General features: G+C 60.3%; 14 protein-coding genes. 6 read left to right on the top strand and 8 right to left on the bottom strand.

Annotated features, from left to right (window positions below):
* The first annotated feature begins 9 nt into the window (after positions 1 to 9).
* Positions 10 to 504, top strand: a complete 495-nt coding sequence (locus N5C09_RS16295) for a PadR family transcriptional regulator (RefSeq protein WP_131636419.1) — start codon at positions 10 to 12, stop codon at positions 502 to 504.
* On the opposite strand, the gene N5C09_RS16300 is transcribed toward N5C09_RS16295, so the two are convergent.
* Positions 501 to 2,060, bottom strand: a complete 1,560-nt coding sequence (locus N5C09_RS16300; protein ID WP_193033634.1) for a methyl-accepting chemotaxis protein — start codon at positions 2,058 to 2,060, stop codon at positions 501 to 503. The genes N5C09_RS16295 and N5C09_RS16300 overlap by 4 nt on opposite strands.
* Before the next feature lie 240 nt (positions 2,061 to 2,300).
* Positions 2,301 to 3,821, bottom strand: coding sequence for a PAS domain-containing methyl-accepting chemotaxis protein (locus N5C09_RS16305; protein WP_279749443.1), 1,521 nt, complete (start codon positions 3,819 to 3,821; stop codon positions 2,301 to 2,303).
* Positions 3,822 to 4,243: 422 nt separating this feature from the next.
* Between N5C09_RS16305 and ygjG the strand changes: the two genes are divergently transcribed.
* Positions 4,244 to 5,623, top strand: a complete 1,380-nt coding sequence (gene ygjG / locus N5C09_RS16310) for a putrescine aminotransferase (protein WP_193527057.1) — start codon at positions 4,244 to 4,246, stop codon at positions 5,621 to 5,623.
* A 60-nt stretch (positions 5,624 to 5,683) separates the two neighbouring features.
* A complete protein-coding gene (locus tag N5C09_RS16315) occupies positions 5,684 to 6,532 on the top strand; it encodes a dihydrodipicolinate synthase family protein (protein WP_279749444.1) in 849 nt (282 codons plus the stop codon).
* A gap of 94 nt (positions 6,533 to 6,626) precedes the next feature.
* On the opposite strand, the gene lsrG is transcribed toward N5C09_RS16315, so the two are convergent.
* From lsrG to lsrA, 6 genes are read right to left on the bottom strand one after another with little or no spacing between them, the layout of a single operon-like run.
* On the bottom strand, positions 6,627 to 6,920 hold the full coding sequence (gene lsrG / locus N5C09_RS16320; RefSeq protein ID WP_006812054.1) for a (4S)-4-hydroxy-5-phosphonooxypentane-2,3-dione isomerase: 294 nt from the start codon (positions 6,918 to 6,920) through the stop codon (positions 6,627 to 6,629).
* On the bottom strand, positions 6,917 to 7,804 hold the full coding sequence (lsrF, locus tag N5C09_RS16325; protein WP_064909977.1) for a 3-hydroxy-5-phosphonooxypentane-2,4-dione thiolase: 888 nt from the start codon (positions 7,802 to 7,804) through the stop codon (positions 6,917 to 6,919). The genes lsrG and lsrF overlap by 4 nt, the downstream gene beginning before the upstream one ends.
* 11 nt (positions 7,805 to 7,815) lie before the next feature.
* On the bottom strand, positions 7,816 to 8,817 hold the full coding sequence (gene lsrB / locus N5C09_RS16330; RefSeq protein WP_279749445.1) for an autoinducer 2 ABC transporter substrate-binding protein LsrB: 1,002 nt from the start codon (positions 8,815 to 8,817) through the stop codon (positions 7,816 to 7,818).
* Position 8,818: 1 nt separating this feature from the next.
* Complete coding sequence (gene lsrD, locus N5C09_RS16335; protein ID WP_279749446.1) at positions 8,819 to 9,796, bottom strand: autoinducer 2 ABC transporter permease LsrD; 978 nt, start codon at positions 9,794 to 9,796, stop codon at positions 8,819 to 8,821.
* Positions 9,797 to 10,828, bottom strand: coding sequence for an autoinducer 2 ABC transporter permease LsrC (gene lsrC / locus N5C09_RS16340; protein ID WP_279749454.1), 1,032 nt, complete (start codon positions 10,826 to 10,828; stop codon positions 9,797 to 9,799). It lies immediately after the preceding gene.
* Positions 10,828 to 12,312, bottom strand: coding sequence for an autoinducer 2 ABC transporter ATP-binding protein LsrA (lsrA, locus tag N5C09_RS16345; RefSeq protein WP_279749455.1), 1,485 nt, complete (start codon positions 12,310 to 12,312; stop codon positions 10,828 to 10,830). The genes lsrC and lsrA overlap by 1 nt, the downstream gene beginning before the upstream one ends.
* 215 nt (positions 12,313 to 12,527) lie before the next feature.
* Between lsrA and lsrR the strand changes: the two genes are divergently transcribed.
* From lsrR to N5C09_RS16360, 3 genes are all read left to right on the top strand, one after another.
* Positions 12,528 to 13,499: a transcriptional regulator LsrR gene (gene lsrR / locus N5C09_RS16350; protein WP_279749447.1), complete on the top strand. Its 972-nt coding sequence runs from the start codon at positions 12,528 to 12,530 to the stop codon at positions 13,497 to 13,499.
* A 32-nt stretch (positions 13,500 to 13,531) separates the two neighbouring features.
* Complete coding sequence (gene lsrK / locus N5C09_RS16355; RefSeq protein WP_279749448.1) at positions 13,532 to 15,118, top strand: autoinducer-2 kinase; 1,587 nt, start codon at positions 13,532 to 13,534, stop codon at positions 15,116 to 15,118.
* 195 nt (positions 15,119 to 15,313) lie between these two features.
* The coding region (locus N5C09_RS16360) for an NADPH-dependent 2,4-dienoyl-CoA reductase (RefSeq protein ID WP_279749449.1) at positions 15,314 to 17,332 on the top strand (2,019 nt) is incomplete at its 3' end.

The following is a 17,332-nucleotide window of genomic DNA, read 5'->3' on the forward strand; positions in this document are numbered from 1 at the left end:
GGAAAAAACATGCGACACGAACACGACGGCGGTGGACGCAGGCCACGATTTTTTGGCCATGGTGATTTACGGCTGGTGATCCTGGATATCCTGACGCGCAGCGCGAGCCACGGTTACGAGCTGATTAAGGAGATCGAGAACCTGACGCAGGGTCATTACACGCCAAGCCCCGGAGTGATTTACCCGACACTGGATTATTTGCAGGATCAGGCGCTGATCGCCATTACCGAAGAAGAGAACGGCCGTAAGCGGATTGCGATTAACGCCGCCGGAGAGCAGTGGCTGGAAGCTAACCGGGAACAGCTGGAGCAGATCCAGACGCGTATCAAGGCGCGTTCCGTCGGGTTCCAGCTGCGCAAGAACCCGCAGATGAAGCGGGCTTTAGATAACTTCAAAGCGGTGCTGGATCTGAAGGTGAACCAGGGAGAGCTCAGCGACGCGCAGCTCAAACAGATTATCGGCGTGATTGACCGCGCGGCGCTGGAGATCTCCCAGCTGGATTAAGCCAGCACGCCGTCGCTCACGCGGAACACGCGCACCAGCTCTTTCAGGTGCATCGCCTGTTCGTTCAGGGATGCCGCCGCCGCAACAGACTCCTCCACCAGCGCGGAGTTCTGCTGGGTGGTGGCGTCTATCAGGCCAATCGCGCTGTTGATCTGCGAGATGCCTTCCGTCTGCTCGTGGCTGGCCTGGCGGATTTCACGCAGGATAACGTCCATCTCCTCCACGTTACCGACCATCCCGTTGATAAGCCCGCTGGCTTTCTCCACAAGGTTCATGCCGTCCTGCGTCTGGCTTGTCGAACTTTCGATCAGCTGGCGGATCTCACTTGCGGATGTCGCACTCTTCTGCGCGAGCTGGCGCACCTCGCCCGCCACCACCGCAAAGCCACGGCCATGCTCACCCGCCCGGGCCGCTTCGACCGCCGCATTCAGGGCCAGAATGTTCGTCTGGAAGGCAATGGCATCGATCAGGTCGATAATGTCGGACATCCGGTTCGATGTTTCGTTAATCAGGCGCATTTTGCTGGTAACCTGCTTCATCATCTCCCCGTTGTTTTTCACCACCGCAGCCGCATCGGCAGACAGGTTGGTCGCTTCCCCGGTGTGCGAGGCTGTGTTCTTCACCGTGGCGGTGATCTGCTCCATCGAGGCCGCCGTCTGTTCAACAGAACTGGCCTGCTCCTCCGTGCGCGCGGCCAGATCCTGATTGCCAGCGACAATCTGCGCGGCGGCGCTGGAGATGTTTTCCGACCCGGTCTGCACCTGCTGCACAATCTCCAGCAGGCGCGTTTTCATCTCCATCAGTGCGGTAAGAAGCAGTCCGGTTTCATCTTTACCGTGCGAGGTAATGCTGCGCGTCAGATCGCCATCGGCAATGGCTTGTGCAAAATTCACCGCGTCGTTCAGCGGTCGGGTAATGGATCGCACAATGAGCCAGCCAATCAGGCTGGCTGCCGCGACGCTGAACAGCGTAATCACGATCAGCAGGAGACGATTGGTGCGGAAATCGCCTTCCACCTGCACGCCCGCGCTCTGCATTGCCCGGTCCTGGATCGCAATCAGCGCCTGCACTTTCGCTTTGTAGGACTGTTGCAGGTTCAGGGTGTTGGTCATCATCTCGTTTATCGCAGCCGCACGGTCGTTATTCTGCACGGCCTGCAAAATGCGATAGCGCGAGTCGAGATATTGCTGACGTACGCCGCGGATATCCGCCAGCGCCTGTTGAGATTTCTTATCCTTGAGAGCGTTGTCCAGCTCGCTCAGGATTGCGGTGATGCGCTCGCTGATGGCCTTCAGGCGCTGCTCTGACTGCGTCGTGTACGTCCCCTGTTCGTCCAGCAGCATAAGCTGCTGTGTGCTTATAAATTCCTGGAAGTTGTCGATTAGCTGGTTCGCTTTAACCGTGGTTGGATAGTCGCTGGTAAGGATGGTTTGCATTCCATTGTTTGCCCGATTCAGGCTCATCAGAGACAAACTTGCGCTGACGACCATCAGGACAATAAATAATCCAAACGCCAGAAATAATTTCGTGCCGATCTTTACGTCATGTATGAACATATTTACCCCATCGATGTGATTATTTCTCAGACGATCGCTGTTATCGGAAGAAAACTTGCTAACTTTATGACTTTGATCGTTTTTTTCTTTTTCACTCGTAAGAAAGTCGGGGCGCAAGAATTAAAAATCGGCAGGTTTTTTTAGTTACTTAATATTTCATTAACAACATAACTTATACTGAAAAACAAAAAAGCCGTTTACCCCCGGGGGAATAAACGGCTTTTTCGAAGCAGGCATTTCTTAATGCAGCACGGTAACCGCATCTTCAAGGCGTCCGGCCCGATGCTTAACCATCGCGGAAATCTGTGCGCTCTCTTCGACCAGGTCCGCATTTTTCTGCGTAATGCTGTCCAGCTCCGCCACGGCACGCGTCAGCTCGGTCAATCCCGTGGCCTGCTCGGAGGTGGAATGGCTGATCTGCGCGATAAGCTGCGTGACGTTTTTCACCTGCTCGACAATATCATCCATCGTACGACCCGCAGCGTGTACCTGACTGGCACCGGACTGCACTTTGCTGGCGCTGGCGTCGATCAGCTTGCGAATATCGTTCGCCGCATTCGCGCTGCGGCTGGCAAGATGGCGCACTTCGCCAGCCACCACCGCAAAGCCTTTCCCCTGCTCGCCCGCGCGGGCCGCCTCAACCGCAGCGTTCAGCGCCAGAATATTGGTCTGGAAGGCGATATCGTTGATAAGAGACGTAATTGAGCCAATGCGCTGGGTACTGTCGGCAATGTCATCCATGGTTTTCACCACGGTCTGCATCACGGTGCCTCCCTGCGTGGCCGCGCTGCTGGCGGCCATCGACAGCTTGTCGACTTCGGCTGCGGTCTCAGAGTTGCTCTGCACCGACGCCGCCATCTGGTTCATTGTGGCCACGGTCTGCTGCACGTTCGCCACGGTCTGGCGCGTGCGGTCGTTGAGATCTTCATTGCCCTGCGCCAGCCTGTCGCTACCGTCACGCACGCTCACGACCTGGCTGGACACGTCGTTGATCAGCCAGCGGCACATCAGCCCCAGCTGTCCGACGGCCCGCAGCGTCAGGCCCAGTTCGTCGCTGCGGTTAAGATGCTGAACGCTGTTACGCTCTCCGGTGGCGACCTTCAGCGCCTGTCGCGCCACATTTTCAACCGGGCGGACGATCTGCTGTTCAAACACCAGGGTGCCAAGCAGCATCACCGCGGCCGCCGCTACCAGCGACGTCCATCCCGCAGCACTGGCAACCAGCGTTGCGGCCATCACCGCAAACAGTACCGCCATTACGCTACGCACGCGCCAGCGCAGCGGCATCGCCGGTAATCTACCGAGCCAGCCTTTGCGCACCACCAGCCCTTTATGAATGCGTTTTTTGCAGCGTCCTTCGTTGAGCGCCTTGTAAAGCGGCTCCACCGCAGCTATCTCCTCCTCCGTGGCGCGAGTACGAATCGACATATAGCCCGTCTTCTGGCCATTACGCACCATCGGTACCGCATTCGCGCGTACCCAATAGTGATCGCCATTTTTACGTCGGTTTTTGACAATCCCGCTCCAGGGCTCGCCTTTTTGCAGCGTGTACCACATGTCGGCAAATGCCGCTTTCGGCATATCCGGATGGCGCACAATATTGTGCGGCTGCCCAAGCAGCTCCTGGAGCGTAAAGCCGCTCACCTGCACAAAGGTATCGTTAGTGTGGGTCATGTAGCTGTGGAGGTCGGTGGTCGACATAAGCGTGGTGTCATCGTCCAGCGGATATTCATTCTGGGTGACATAGTCAGGAGAGGACATAGTGAGCATCCCTTGCAGGTTATTTGAATGTTAATTTTGTGGCTTATGTTTTTTCGGCGATAAAAAATTTATCTTTAGTTGTTAAATATGATTGAGATCGCAAATTCATGTTAAACCGCACTTTTCGTACGTTTTTCTAATTAATTGATTTAAAATACTTTCGTAATGAAACTACCCACAAAGCATGATCCTGTTATGCACCCTTAAGTCGCATTCCCTGCCCTGGAGCAGTGCAATTGCTGAAACCTCATCACCGGCCCGTTATCCCTTATTCCGTGCGGCGCGCAATGGCATGATTAAATATTGCGCAACTTTGATTTAACCTGGCGTTTATCCCGATTTTCGTTAAGCCCTCTGAGGTGGCGTAATCCCTGCAATACTTACCTCAGTATCATGTGATACGCGATCCCCGGGAGCATATTTTGAACAGGTTACCTTCCAGCGCCTCGGCTCTTGCCTGTACCGCGCACGCACTGAATCTCATTGAAAAGCGAACGCTCGATCATGAGGAGATGAAACAACTTAACCGAGAGGTCATTGATTACTTTAAAGAGCACGTCAATCCTGGTTTTCTGGAGTATCGCAAATCTGTTACCGCCGGCGGGGATTACGGAGCCGTAGAGTGGCAAGCGGGCAGTCTGAATACGCTTGTCGACACCCAGGGACAGGAGTTTATTGATTGCCTGGGTGGTTTTGGTATCTTCAACGTGGGGCACCGTAATCCAGTTGTGGTTTCCGCCGTACAGAATCAACTTGCGAAACAACCTCTCCATAGCCAGGAGCTGCTCGACCCGCTTCGCGCCATGCTCGCGAAAACGCTGGCGGCCTTAACACCCGGCAAGCTGAAGTACAGCTTCTTTAGCAACAGCGGTACGGAATCGGTCGAAGCGGCGATCAAGCTCGCCAAAGCGTACCAGTCACCGCGCGGGAAATTCACCTTCATTGCCACCAGCGGCGCGTTCCACGGTAAATCCCTGGGTGCGCTGTCTGCGACCGCCAAATCCACCTTCCGCAAGCCGTTTATGCCGCTGCTGCCGGGCTTCCGCCACGTACCGTTCGGCGACATTAACGCCATGCGTACCGTGCTGAGCGAATGCCGTAAAACCGGTGACGACGTGGCGGCGGTGATCCTGGAACCGATTCAGGGTGAAGGCGGCGTGATTTTGCCTCCGCAGGGCTATCTGCCCGCCGTGCGTCAGCTGTGCGATGAGTTTGGCGCGCTGCTGATCCTCGACGAAGTCCAGACCGGGATGGGGCGCACGGGCAGGATGTTCGCCTGCGAGCACGAGAACGTCCAGCCGGACATTCTGTGTCTGGCAAAAGCGCTCGGCGGCGGCGTGATGCCGATTGGCGCGACGGTTGCTACCGAGGAGGTGTTCTCCGTGCTGTTCGACAATCCGTTCCTGCACACCACCACCTTTGGCGGTAACCCGCTGGCCTGTGCAGCGGCGCTGGCGACCATCAACGTGCTGCTGGAGCAGAACCTGCCCGCGCAGGCGGAGCAGAAAGGCGATATGCTGCTGGACGGCTTCCGTCAGCTGGGCCGGGAATACCCGGACCTGGTGCAGGAGGCGCGCGGCAAAGGCATGCTGATGGCGATTGAGTTCGTTGATAACGAAATCGGCTACAGCTTCGCGAGCGAGATGTTCCGCCAGCGGATTCTCGTGGCAGGAACGCTCAACAACTCGAAAACCATCCGCATTGAACCGCCGCTGACGCTCACCATTGAGCAGTGCGAGCAGGTGCTGAAGGCGGCGCGCAAGGCGCTGGCGGCACTGCGGGTAAGCGTGGAGGAAGCCTGAAAAACGCCGGGTGGCGCTACGCTTACCCGGCCTACAATAGCCCGGTAAAAGGACAACGCGATGTTTCACGGCTTAAGTGCCTTTCCGTTAACGCCCCTGAAAGACGGGAAGTTTGACGAGCAGGCTTTCATAAAACTTTTGGCACCGCTGGTCGACGCGAGGGTGGATTCGCTGGGCATACTCGGCTCGACGGGCAGCTACGCATACCTCACTGTTGAAGAGCGCACGCAGATCGCCCGCTGCGCGGTGGAGCATGCCAACGATATTCCCGTTATGGTCAGCATCGGCGCACTCCGGCTGGACGATATTCTGCGTCTGGCAGATAACGCGCAGGCGGCAGGCGCGGCCAGCGTACTGATGGCACCGGTGTCGTATCAGCGGCTGACGTCCGATGAGGTGTATTCGCTTTATGAAACGGTGACACGACAGCTCTCCGTGCCGCTTTGCGTTTACGATAACCCCGCCACCACCGGGTTTACGTTTAGCGACGAGCTGATGGTTGCCGTGGCGGCGCTGCCCAATATCGGCTCGGTGAAATTTGGACGCGTGCCGGAGGATATTGCGCTGGTTCGTGCTCGCCTGCCGGATACGGTCACGATGGGCATCAGCGGGGACTGGCAGGCAGCATCCGCACTGCATGCCGGGTTTGACGTCTGGTATTCAGTGATCGGCGGGCTGTTCCCGCATACGGCGCTGGCGATTGCGCGTTCGAAAGAGACGGCGCAGTCCGATCGGCTGGAACCGCTCTGGGCGCTATTCCGCCGCTACGGCAGTTTGCGGGTGATAGCGGCAGCGGCCGAAATGATGGGGAAAGTGGAAGCGCCGGCGCTGCCGTTCCCGCTACGGGCGATTCAGGAGGAGCCGCGGGAGGCGCTTTCTGCGATCCTTGCGGATTTTGAGCTGTCCTGAAAAACGCCGGGTGGCGCTACGCTTACCCGGCCTACAAAATCAACACAACCCCATACCCGTAGGCCCGGTAAGCGCAGCGCCACCGGGCAAAACGTTACTCCGGCAACAACCCGACGAAACAGCGCTTTTTGCGCGGCTCCGACATCAGCTCCTCAAGCTTATCCACGCACGCCAGATAGTGCGGGGTTTGCTTGTGCGCCAGCACCGCCTCTTCGTCCTTATAGGCCTCGTAGATAAAGAATCGGGTTTTCACCCGCGGGTCCTGCAACACGTCAAAGCGCAGATTTCCCGGCTCCCTGATGGCCCCCTCGTGGTTGGCGCGAAACACTTCAAGAAACTCGTCCACCCGCTCGGGCTTGATGTTGATCTCCACTAACGTCACGTTCATTTTGCTTCTCCCTGTTTCTCTTCCTGCCAGAACTGGAACGCCTCGCGAGCGCTCATGTTCTCGTGAACCACTTTCTTCACCGCCTTCAGCATGGCGAGCGGCGCGCTGGACTGGAAGATGTTGCGCCCCATGTCCACGCCCGACGCGCCCTGGTCAATCGCCCGCCAGCACATCTCCAGCGCCTCGAGCTCCGGCAGCTTTTTGCCCCCGGCGATGACGATCGGCACCGGGCAGCTGGCGGTCACTTTTTCAAAGCCCTCGTCCACGTAGTAGGTTTTGACGAACTGCGCCCCCATCTCGGCGGCGATGCGGCTGGCGAGCGAGAAGTAGCGCGCGTCGCGGGCCATCTCCTTGCCGACGCCTGTCACCGCCAGCGTCGGCATCCCGTAGCGCGCGCCCGCGTCAACCAGCTTGATGATGTTGTTGATAGACTGATGCTCAAACTCGCTTCCGATGTACACCTGCGCCGCCACCGCGCAGACGTTCAGGCGCAGGGCATCCTCCATCGCCACCGCCACGCACTCGTTCGACAGCTCGCCCAGAATGGAGTTACCGCCGGAGGCGCGCAGCACCACCGGTTTGTTCGTCGCGGCGGGCACCTGGCTCCTGAGGATACCGCGCGTGCACATCAGCACGTCGGTTTCGCCAAACAGCGGCGCAATGGAGAGATCGATACGCTCGAGACCGGTAGTTGGCCCCTGAAAGTAGCCGTGGTCAAAGGCCAGCATCACCGTGCGGTTGCTCTGCGGATTGAAGATGCGCGAAAGCCGGGACTGCATGCCCCAGTCGAGCGAGCCGCAGCCCTTCAGGGTGTACGGTACGTTGACCTGCGGCGTACCGATGCCAAAATCCTTGCCGTCTTTGATGTCGTCTAAATCAGCCATTTGCTCCCCCGTCAGAAATCGTATTTGCTGATGTTCTCTTTGGTGAACACCACCCGCTCCGGCAGCAGCACGATGCCGTTGCCCTTCGCCTCATACTGATAGCCCTGCACGCTGTTCGGCTCCACCTTCAGCGTCCCGATACCTTTTACGTCTACGCTGTCGCCAGGGTTAAGATCGCCCTTTTTCAACAGGCGATCGGCGACGTTGACCGCAATTTTGCCCTGCCGCACCACGTCCCACAGGCCGAAGGCCTTCACCGTCCCGCGATCAACGTACGGACGCATGACGTTCGGCGTGCTGAAGCCGACAATCGCCACCCCTTCCCGCTTCAGGTTCTCCGCCGCCTGCGCCGCCGCCGGCAGGGCGTTGGCGTCCGGGGCGATGATCGCGTCCAGATCCGGATACGCTTTTAAGATCCCCTCGGCGGTTTGCAGGGATTTGGTGGCGTCGTTATAGCCAAACTGGGTGGTCACGACCTGCCACTGGGGGTGATCTTTTTCGATTTTCGCCTTCGCCTCTTTCACCCACTGGTTCTGGTCGGTGACGGTGGGGCTGGAGTAGAAGAACGCCACTTTGGCATTCGGTTTGGTGACCTGTTTGCCCGCCATCTCCACCAGCAGGCCGCCCAGCTGCTCCGGCGTTCCCTGGTTGATATAAATGCTGCGGCACTCCGGTTTGGTGTCGGAATCCCAGGTCAGTACCTTTACGCCGCGCTGCATCGCGCGCTTCAGCGCCGGGCAGAGGCCGTCCGGCGACACGGCGGAGACGATAATGGCGTTATAGCCCTGGTTGACGAAGTTGTTGATGAGCTGCACCTGGCCGGAAACGCTCGGCTCGGTCGGGCCGTCGTAGGTCACGTCCACGCCAAGATCTTTCCCCGCCTCTTTCGCGCCGTTGCCACCGCTGGTGAAGAAACCCACGCCCACCAGCTTGGGGATAAAGGCAATACGGTCCGCCGCCTGCGCCGAAGCGAAGCTGAGGGCCATTGCCAGGACGAGCAGTTTTGTTTTCATCTTACGCTCCGGATAGTTTTCTGAAGAGAGATCGCACCCATTCGCGGTGCAGACTCAGCGAACGTCCCATCACCACCACAACCAGCAGCGCCCCCGACAGCGCGCTCGACACCTGGTTGGGGATGCCGACCATCTGTAAACCCTGCTGGAGATACCCCACCAGCAGCGCCGCCAGCGCCGTACCCAGCACCGACCCTGAACCGCCGTAAATATTGGCCCCGCCGAGTACGGCGGCGGTGAGCGCGGGCATCAGCAAATCGCGCCCCAGATCCGAACGCGCAGAGCCGAAATAGGAGACCATCACCACCGCGGCCACCGCCGACGCCACGCCCACCAGACCGTACAGCACGTACGGCATGCCGTTCACCGACAGCGCCGCATAGCGCGCCGCGCGCGGGTTTTGCCCAATCAAAAACAGATGGCGACCAAAGCGCCCGCGATGGGTAATCAGCCAGAAGAAGGCGGTAATCACCGCGAACAGCACCAGCGGGATCGGCAGCCCCAGCACCGTGAGGTTAGCGAACGCGGTAAAACCGTCCGGGAAGCCGCCGATGCCCTCGTAGCCCGTCGCCCCCGCTATGCCGGAGAGCAGCAGCGCGCCGCCGCCGTAGAGGTAGAGCGTGCCGAGGGTAATGACTAAAGGGCTGATGCCGGTGTAGTGGATCAGCGCCGCATTCACCAGTCCGCACAGCAGGCCAAGCAGCAGCGTCAGCGGAACGGCGACCGCCATGGGCCACCCCGCCTGCATCATCACCCCCAGCGCGATGGCGCACAGGCCGATGGTGGAGCCCAGCGAAATGTCGATCCCGCCGCTGATAATCACCAGCGTCAGCGGCAGCGCCACGATGCCGATGCAGATGAAATCGCTGGTGCTGAACAGCAGCATATTAACGTCGAGCATGCGCGGGTTAATGGCGCCGAAGAGCAGGATCTCCAGCACCAGCAATATCAGCAGCGCGCTTTCCCAGTTGAGCCTCATTTACGCTACCTCTTTGTTGCGTTTGGGAAAGGGGGTGACGTGCTTTCCCCCTCTGTTGCCAGGCTGGAACCGGCCGTACTTCAGCGCCCGCTGATGGCGTGACAGTGCCTGGCGCAGCCGCCCGTCGAGCACCAGCACGCCCAGCAGCACCAGCCCGGCGATGAAGTCGTTCCACCAGGCTGGCAGCCTGAACAGCACCAGCACGGTGTCGATTTGAGTCAGGAAGAACGCGCCGAGGAACGCACCGACCAGCGTGCCGGTGCCGCCCAGCAGCGAAATGCCGCCGAGCACGCAGGCGGCAATGGCCTTCATCTCCAGCCCGCTGCCGGTCTGGTTGGGCACAAAGCCGATCTGCGCGGCAAAGACAATCCCGGCGCAGGCCGCCAGCATGCCGTTGAGGGTGAAGGCGATCATGCGCGTGCGGTTCACCGCCACGCCCAGCTGGCGCGCTGCGGCGAGGTTATCCCCCACCGCGTAAAAATCACGCCCGAACGCGGTGCGCGACAGCGTCCACGCGCCAACGACCACGAGCATCAACACTCCCACGCCGAGCGGTGAAATGCCGATGGCGGCAGGTTCAGAGAGAGACTTCAGCCCCGGCGGCAGCCCTTCAATCCACTTTCCGCCGGTCCAGAGCAGCATCGCGCCGCGGTACAGCCCCAGCGTGCCGAGGGTGGCGACAATCGCCGGAATGCGCAGGCCCACCACCAGAAAACCGTTGAACGCCCCCGCCAGCGCGCCAATCGACAGCGCGAAGAGAATGGAAACGGGCAGGCTGTAGCCGCCGTTGAGCGCCACGCCGACGGCAATGGCGGACAGCCCGACGGTGGAACCCACGGAGACGTCGATATTGCGGGTCAGCATCACCAGTGCGGCGCCGATGGCCAGCAGGATCAGGATCTGCGCGCTGGCGAAGATCATCCCCAGCGTTTGCAGGCTGAAGTAGGACGGATTCAGCACCACCAGCACGGCGAACAGTGCCAGAATGGCGAGAAACGCGCTCAGCTCGCGGTTTTTGAGTAAGATCTTCATCATTGACCTCCAAACGCCAGCGCCATCATCCGGTCGAGGCTGACGGCGTGGCGCGGCAGCTCGCCGCTGAGTACGCCCTGATGCATCACCAGCACGCGGTCCGCGAGGCCGGGAAATTCATCGAGATCGCTTGAGATCATCAGCACCGCAACGTTCTGCGCCGCCACGCTTTTAATGAGCTGGTAGATATCGGCGCGTGCCGACACGTCCACGCCGCGCGTCGGCTCATCGACGATCAGCAATAAAGGATTGGCCTCCAGGCAGCGCGCCAGCAGCACCTTCTGCTGGTTGCCGCCGGAGAGCGTGCGCACGGTTTGATCCGCATGGTTGAGCTTGATCCCCAGCGCCCGGTGATAGCGCTCCACCACCGCAGACTCCCGCTTTCGCTGCTGCCAGAGCGACGGCTCGTTCAGCGCCACCGTATTCCAGCGCACAGGCGCGTCGAGAAACAGGCCAGACACCTGCCTGTCTTCCGGCAGATAAACCAGCCCTTTTTCCAGACGTGAACCCACCGGATCGGTGGTGATCTCCCGGCTCTCCAGCCACACCCGCCCGCCGCGTACGGGACGCAGGCCGTAGAGCGTTTCGGCAAACTCGGTGCGCCCGGAACCCACCAGTCCGGCAAGGCCGACGATCTCCCCGGCGTAAATCTCCAGGCTGAGATCGATAAAGCCCTCTCCGGTGAGATCTTCCACGCGCAGCACCGGAAAATCCTGCGGCTGGGTGCGGCGGTTGCCCGGCAGCGCCAGCCACAGCTTTTGCGCATCGCTTAAGCCTTTCTCGCGGCTGACCGGCGTCATGGCGGCGATCAGCGCGCTGTCGTCAAACTGGGCGGTTTCGCCGCTGAGCACTACCGCGCCGTCGCGCATCACCGAAACGTGGCTCGACAACGTGCGGATTTCCGGCAGCTTATGCGAGATAAAGACAATCCCGACGCCGAGCGCCTGTAAGGCGCGGATCTGGCGAAACAGCCGCTCGGTTTCGCCGGGCGTCAGCGAGGCCGTGGGCTCGTCGAGGATCAGAATTCTGGCGTTGCGCATCAGCCCGCGCAGGATCTCCACCATCTGCTGGTCCGCCACTTCCAGGGTGCTGGCGGTGGCGTCGAGGTTAAGCTGACATTGCAGCTGCTGGAGTTTCTCCGCCAGGCGTTTTTCCCGATCGCGCTCTCGCGGCAGGCGGAACAGGATGTTTTCCCGCACCGTCAGGTTGGGGAAAAGCAGAGGCTCCTGCGGCACCAGATAAATGCCTAACCGGTGCGCCTGCGCCGGGGTAAGCCGTGCAAACGACTCGCCCGCAACCGAAAGTTCACCGCTATCCGGCGTTTCCACCCCGGCGATGATCTTCATTAGCGTCGATTTTCCCGCGCCGTTACCGCCCATCAGCGCGTGCACCTGCCCCGCAAGCAGCGTGAAATCAATGCCTTTTAAGACCGGCACGCCTGAGAACTGCTTGCTGATATTCCGCGCGTTGAGAAGTGGTGTCATCATCGCTCCGCTGTTGAACAAATGATTTTTAGATTTAATAATGTTCAAAAGCGTAGACGGTGAACTATATTTACAACCGTGCAGGGATCACAGTTTTATCGATTGAGATTCAGATTAACCAGAAACGATCTAAAAGATCCGTTTTGCCGCGTGGCTCACATTTTCACGCCGCGCCATTACGAACATATGATCTAAATTTTTATAAGAGTTCAACTATGAGCGATAAACGCACTGCGGAAGAAGGACGGTTTGCCGGGCTGGCGCTGGCGGAAGAGGAGCTGGTGGCGCGCGTCGCCTGGTGCTACTACCACGACGGGCTGACCCAGAATGATATCGGCGAACGGCTCGGTTTGCCTCGCCTGAAGATCTCCCGCCTGCTGGAGAAAGGCCGTCAGTCGGGGGTGATCCGCGTGCAGATCAACTCCCGCTACGAGGGCTGCCTGGCGCTGGAAACTGAGCTACAGCAGCGCTTTGGCCTGAAGCTGGTGCGCGTGATGCCCGCCCTCAATACCCCGCCGATGAACGTGCGGTTAGGCATTGGCGCGGCGCAGTCGCTGATGGGCGTGCTGGCGCCCGGCCAGCTGTTAGCGGTGGGCTTCGGTGAAACCACCATGAGCAGTCTGCAACACTTAAGCGGCTTTATCAGCTCGCAGCAGATCCGCCTGGTGACGCTTTCCGGCGGCGTGGGGCCGTATATGACCGGTATCGGCCAGCTGGATGCGGCCTGTAGCGTCAGCATGATCCCCGCCCCGCTTCGCGTTTCATCCGCTGAAGTCGCCGGGATCTTAAAGCGCGAAACCAGCGTGCGGGACGTGATCCTCGCCGCGACCGCCGCTGACGTGGCGGTGGTCGGCATTGGTTCCGTGGACCAGCGCCGTGACGCGACGATACTGCGCTCCGGCTATATCAGCGAAGGTGAACAGCTGATGTACGCCCGTAAAGGGGCGGTGGGCGATATCCTCGGCTATTTCCTTAACGCCGAAGGGGAATGCGTCGAGGAGCTGGAGATCCACAAAGAATTACTGGGCGTCACGCTCGATGAACTGGCGCAGCTGCCCACCATCGTCGGCGTGGCCGGAGGGGAAGAGAAAGCCGATGCGATTTACGCCGCACTGAAAGGTCGCCGTATTAATGGCCTGGTGACGGAAGAGACGACAGCCCGCGCGGTGCTGGCTCTGGCCGAATAAGAGTCGCCCTGCGCTAACAGCGAGGCAAGCTCATGAGTTACCTTTTAGCGTTAGATGCAGGGACAGGCAGCATTCGCGCCGTGATTTTCGATTTACAGGGCAACCAGATTGCCGTCGGCCAGGCCGAGTGGAAGCACCTGAGCGTGGAGAACGTGCCGGGGTCGATGGAGTTCGACCTCAACACCAACTGGCAGCTGGCCTGCCGGTGCATTCAGCAGGCGCTGGAGCGCGCGCGCCTGAGCGCGGCGGATATTCAGTCCGTCGCCTGCTGTTCGATGCGCGAAGGGATCGTGCTGTACGACCGCAGCGGCGAGGCCATCTGGGCCTGCGCCAACGTTGATGCCCGCGCCAGCCGCGAGGTAGCTGAACTCAAAGAGATCCACAACTATCGTTTTGAATCCGAAGTGTATGACGTTTCCGGGCAGACGCTTGCCCTTAGCGCCATGCCGCGCCTGCTCTGGCTGGCGCATCATCGCCCGGATATTTATCGTAAGGCCGCCACTATCACCATGATCAGCGACTGGCTGGCGGCAAAGCTTTCCGGCGAGCTGGCGGTGGACCCGTCCAATGCGGGCACCACCGGCATGCTGGATCTCTTTTCACGCGACTGGCGTCCGGCGCTGCTCGACATGGCCGGGCTGCGCGCCGATATTCTCTCGCCGGTGAAAGAGACCGGTACCGTGCTGGGCGCTATCACCAAAGAAGCCGCGCAGCAGAGCGGCCTGCGCGAAGGCACCCCGGTCGTGATGGGCGGTGGCGATGTGCAGCTGGGCTGCCTGGGGCTGGGCGTGGTCCGCGCCGGACAAACGGCGGTGCTGGGCGGCACCTTCTGGCAGCAGGTGGTTAACCTGCCGCAGGTGCGCACCGACCCTGAGATGAACATCCGCGTGAACCCGCACGTCATTCCCGGCATGGCGCAGGCGGAGTCGATCAGCTTCTTTACCGGGCTGACCATGCGCTGGTTCCGCGACGCCTTTTGCGCCGAAGAGAAGCTGATTGCCGAGCGGATGGGGATGGACACCTATTCCCTGCTGGAAGAGATGGCGGGCCGCGTGCCCGCTGGCTCCCACGGCGTAATGCCAATCTTCTCCGACGCGATGCATTTTAAGCAGTGGTACCACGCCGCGCCGTCGTTTATTAACCTCTCCATCGACCCGGAAAAGTGCAACAAAGCGACGCTGTTCCGCGCGCTGGAGGAGAACGCGGCGATCGTCTCGGCCTGTAACCTGACGCAGATTTCGCGCTTCTCCGGCGTGACGTTTGATAGCCTGGTGTTTGCGGGCGGCGGCGCGAAGGGCGCCCTGTGGAGCCAGATTTTAAGCGACGTCACCGGCCTGCCGGTGCGCGTGCCGGAAGTCAAAGAGGCAACGGCGCTCGGCTGCGCCATTGCCGCCGGAACGGGCGCGGGGCTGTTTTCGGATATGGCCTCGACGGGCGAGCGGCTGGTGAAGTGGAGCCGCGAGTTTACGCCAAACCCGCAGCACCGGGAGCTGTACGACGGCATGATGCAGAAGTGGCAGGCGGTGTACGCGGACCAGCTCGGCCTGGTGGACAGCGGGCTGACGACGTCGATGTGGCAGGCGCCGGGCCTGATGCGCGACACACGCCCCTCACCCTAACCCTCTCCCCAGAGGGGAGAGGGGACTGCTCCGTGCGGCCTTTCACCCTCTCCCCTCTGGGGAGAGGGCCGGGGTGAGGGGAAGTTCTTTGAGATCTATCACAATCATTCGATCCCGCTTTTACCTTTCTGCCGCCGCTGGCTAAATTAGTAACTCATCCGACCACATAACAATAATTTTACACTGGAAGAGACTATGAGCCGCTATCCGTCGCTATTCGCCCCCCTCGATCTGGGGTTTACCACCCTCAAAAACCGCGTGCTGATGGGCTCGATGCATACCGGGCTGGAGGAGCGTCCGGACGGGGCTGAACGTCTGGCGGCCTTCTATGCCGAGCGCGCGCGCCACGGGGTGGCGCTGATTGTCACCGGCGGCGTAGCCCCTGCCCCTTCCGGCGTGACGATGGAGGGCGGTGCAGTTCTGAATGATGCGACACAGCTGCCGCATCACCGCATTGTCACGGACGCGGTGCATAACGAGGGCGGCAAAATCGCCCTGCAAATTCTGCATACCGGGCGCTACAGTTATCAGCCAAAGCTGGTTGCGCCATCGGCTATTCAGGCGCCGATTAACCGCTTTACCCCTCACGCCCTCAGCCACGACGAGATCCTGGCGCTGATCGACGATTTTGCCCGCTGCGCCGCGCTGGCGCGTGAGGCGGGTTACGACGGCGTGGAGGTGATGGGCTCTGAAGGCTATCTGATTAACGAGTTCCTCGCCGCCCGCACCAACCAGCGCGACGACGAATGGGGCGGCGACTATGCCCGCCGAATGCGCTTTGCCGTGGAAGTGGTGCGTGCGGTGCGTGAACGTGCGGGTGCGGATTTTATTATCATCTTCCGCCTGTCGATGCTCGACCTGGTGGAAGGCGGCGGCACCTTCAACGAGACCGTGCAGCTGGCGCAGGCGATCGAGGCCGCAGGCGCCACGATTATCAACACCGGGATTGGCTGGCACGAAGCGCGCATTCCAACCATTGCCACGCCGGTGCCGCGCGCGGCGTTCAGCTGGGTAACGCGCAAGCTGAAGGGCAAAGTCTCCGTTCCGCTGGTCACCACTAACCGCATTAACGACCCGCAGGTGGCGGACGATGTGATCTCACGCGGCGATGCCGATATGGTCTCGATGGCGCGTCCGTTCCTCGCGGATGCTGAACTGCTCTCTAAAGCGCAAAGCGGCCGTGCGGATGAGATCAACACCTGCATCGGCTGTAACCAAGCGTGTCTGGATCAGATCTTCGTTGGCAAAGTCACCTCATGCCTGGTGAACCCCCGTGCCTGCCATGAAACCAAAATGCCGGTCGTCCCGGCGGTCAGTCAAAAACGCCTGGCCGTCGTGGGTGCCGGCCCCGCTGGCCTGGCGTTTGCGGTCAATGCCGCTACGCGCGGGCACCGCGTGACGCTGTTCGATGCCGCCGGTGAAATTGGCGGGCAGTTTAATATCGCCAAACAGATCCCCGGCAAAGAGGAGTTCTATGAAACCCTGCGCTATTACCGCCGGATGATCGACCTGACGGGCGTTGATCTGCGGCTTAACCAGTTTGTCAGCGCGGCGAATCTCATCGACTTCGACGAGGTGATCCTCGCGAGCGGGATCGCCCCGCGCACGCCTGCGATCGAGGGCATCGATCATCCGAAGGTGTTGAGCTATCTGGACGTACTGCGCGATAAAGCGCCCGTTGGTGAAAAGGTGGCGATTATCGGCTGCGGCGGGATCGGATTTGATACCGCGATGTATTTAAGCCAGCCGGGCGAGGCCACCAGCCAGAACATCGCCGAGTTTTGCGTGGAATGGGGCATTGATACCAGCCTCAGTCAGTCCGGGGGCCTGCGCCCGGAAGGTCCACAGCTGCCGAAAAGCCCGCGTCAGATCGTGATGCTCCAGCGTAAAGCCAGCAAGCCGGGCGAAGGGCTGGGCAAAACCACGGGCTGGATCCACCGCGCCACCCTGCTCTCGCGCGGGGTGAAGATGATCCCCGGGGTGAGCTACCAGAAGATCGACGACGACGGGCTGCACGTGCTGATCGGCGGTGAACCGCAGCTGCTGCGCGTGGATCATGTGATTTTGTGCGCCGGACAGGAGCCGAAGCGCGATCTGGCCGATCCGCTGCGCGAAGCCGGTAAAACGGTGCATTTGATTGGCGGGTGCGATGTGGCGATGGAGCTGGATGCGCGGCGGGCGATTGCGCAGGGGACAACATTGGCATTAGCGATT

This window comes from Enterobacter sp. GD03975 (assembly GCF_029838645.1).
Lineage (GTDB): Bacteria > Pseudomonadota > Gammaproteobacteria > Enterobacterales > Enterobacteriaceae > Enterobacter > Enterobacter quasihormaechei.